At 59.8% G+C, this 2,333-nt stretch carries 3 protein-coding genes; all 3 read left to right on the forward strand.

Going from position 1 to position 2,333, the window contains the following annotated elements; translation table 11 throughout:
- The first annotated feature begins 72 nt into the window (after positions 1-72).
- Positions 73-420 carry a transposase gene (locus DOU54_RS13525; protein WP_193603336.1) on the forward strand — a complete coding sequence of 116 codons (348 nt, stop codon included), beginning with the start codon at positions 73-75 and terminating at the stop codon, positions 418-420.
- Entirely contained in the window at positions 417-761 is a 345-nt protein-coding gene (gene tnpB / locus DOU54_RS13530; protein ID WP_044460335.1) for an IS66 family insertion sequence element accessory protein TnpB, read from the forward strand. Before DOU54_RS13525 ends, tnpB begins: the two co-directional genes overlap by 4 nt.
- 73 nt (positions 762-834) lie before the next feature.
- The coding region (gene tnpC, locus DOU54_RS13535; RefSeq protein WP_113731416.1) for an IS66 family transposase at positions 835-2,333 on the forward strand (1,499 nt) is incomplete at its 3' end.

Raw genomic sequence — 2,333 nt, forward strand, 5'->3', positions numbered from 1 at the left:
ATGTCGGGCATACGAGTTCTCTGAATGTGAGGATCTATGTCTAGACCTGCGGCTAGCCTTGGGTTGATGCGAATGATCGAGGCGGTGCCCGATCGCCTTGACGGGTCTCCGCGACAGTTGCGGCGGTTCTGGTCCGACGAATTCAAGGCCACAGCGGTTGAGCAGGCATGTCAGCCCGGTGTGAACATGTCTGCCGTGGCGCGGCAGATCGGTATCTTGCCGTCTCAACTCTACCGCTGGCGTAGAGAACTGTTGGGCAGTGATGAGGCTGGACTAGCAGCACCAGTTGATCCGCAGAGCGTCGCACCTGACCCCGACCCAGTCGTCGAAATCGACGTTGACGGTATCGTCGTGCGGGTCGGCCGGCATGTTGAAGAAGCGCATCTGCAGCGTGTCATCCGAGCGGTTCGCTCAGCATGATCCCCGCAGGTGTAAAGGTCTTCCTGGCCAGCCATCCCATCGACTTCCGCAAAGGGCCGGACAGCCTGCTGTCGCTGGTGCGGGATGCTGGCAGTGATCCGTTCAACGGCTCGCTTTATGTCTTCCGGGCCAAACGGGCCGACCGGATCAAGATCGTCTGGTGGGATGGATCCGGGGTTTGCCTTTACGCCAAGCGGCTGGAGAAGGCGCAGTTTTGCTGGCCGCGGATAGGCCACAACCGAGTCCAGCTCAACCATGCCCAGCTCATGGCGCTCGTTGACGGCATGGACTGGAAACGGGTGCGTTCGGTGGCGGTGAAGCCGCCGGAGATTGTTGGGTAAATGCCTGCGGCAAAGTGAATCAACCGCCTGAAAGGGCAGGAAAACCGGAGCAAAATATGCTCTAGTAGACGTCATGACGCCGCCCGATCTGCAGCTCCCGGATGATATAGAGACCTTGAAAGCTATGGTCCTTGCCATGGCCGAGAAGGCAGCGCGCACCGATGCTCTTGAGAGCGAGGTCGCAGACCTGAAAGCCAGAAACGCCGATGCTGATGAACGCATCGAACGACTGACCCAGATCCTGAAAGCCTTTGATCGTGCCCGCTTTGGCCGGCGATCAGAAAAACTCGGCTCTCCAGGCATCGATGATGAGCAGCAGGCCTTTGTCTTCGAGGAAATCGAGACCGGCATCGCTGCGATCCGAGCCCAGGTCAACAAGGGCGCAACCCATCCCGACAGCAAACGACCGCCGCGGCCGCGCAAAGGCTTCGCACCGCATCTGGAACGGGTCGAAGTAGTGATCGAGCCGGATGAACTGCCCGAACACGTCGGCAAACAGAAGGTGCTGATCGGAGAAGACGTCTCGGAGCGACTTGACGTCGTGCCGGCAAAGTTCCGCGTCATCGTCACACGCCGACCGAAGTATGCCTTCAAAAATGAAGACGGCGTCATTCAGGCCGCCGCACCCGCGCACATTATCGAGGCGGGCATTCCGACGGAAGCGCTTCTCGCGCAGATCGCCGTCTCGAAGTATGCCGATGGCCTTCCGCTCCATCGGCAGGAGGCAATCTATGCCCGCGACAAGGTCGAGCTTGACCGGAAGCTGATGGCTCAATGGATGGGTAAGCTTGGCTTTGAACTTGATATCCTGGCCGACTACATTCTCGCCGAGATCAAGAAGGCTGAGCGTATCTTCGCTGACGAGACGACGTTGCCCACACTCGCGCCCGGATCCGGATCGGCCAGAACGGCCTGGCTTTGGGCCTATGCCCGCGATGATAGACCCTTCGGTGGCAGTAGCCCGCCGATGGTTGCCTATCGCTTCGAAGATAGCCGTGCTGGCGATCGGGTCGCCCGGCATCTGAGTGGCTATCGCGGTATTCTGCAGGTTGACGGACATGGTGCCTATAACAAGCTTGCCAGATCTGACGGAGGCAATGACGGCGTGATGCTGGCCTATTGCTGGTCCCATAGCAGGCGCAAGTTCTACGAGCTCCACGCCTCAGACAGCTCCAGGATCGCCACCGAGACGGTGGAACTGATGGCGAAGCTCTGGCAGGTGGAAGAAACGGCTCGCGGGCAAAGCCCTGACGCCCGTGTCGCCGCGCGCCAGGCGACATCTGCGGCGGTTGTCACGGAGCTCTTCGCCCTCTGGCAGAAGACCCTACCGCGGATCTCTGGCAAGTCGAAGCTGGCCGAGGCGATCCGCTATGCCACCTCGCGTCGCTCCATCTTCGAGCGCTTTCTCACCGACGGCCGCATCGAGCTCGATAACAACATAGTCGAGCGTGCAATCCGGCCCCAGACAATTACCAGAAAGAATAGCCTCTTCGCCGGCAGCGATGGCGGTGGAAGGACTTGGGCAACAATCGCCACGCTCCTTCAAACAGCGAAAATGAACAATGTCGATCC

The organism is Agrobacterium sp. MS2 (assembly GCF_003261015.1).
Taxonomy (GTDB): Bacteria; Pseudomonadota; Alphaproteobacteria; order Rhizobiales; family Rhizobiaceae; genus Agrobacterium; species Agrobacterium pusense.

Coding starts and splice junctions, on each gene's coding strand:
- DOU54_RS13525 (WP_193603336.1), top strand. CDS start 73: ATGATCGAGGCGGTGCCCGATCGCCTTGACGGGTCTCCGCGACAGTTG.
- tnpB (WP_044460335.1), top strand. CDS start 417: ATGATCCCCGCAGGTGTAAAGGTCTTCCTGGCCAGCCATCCCATCGAC.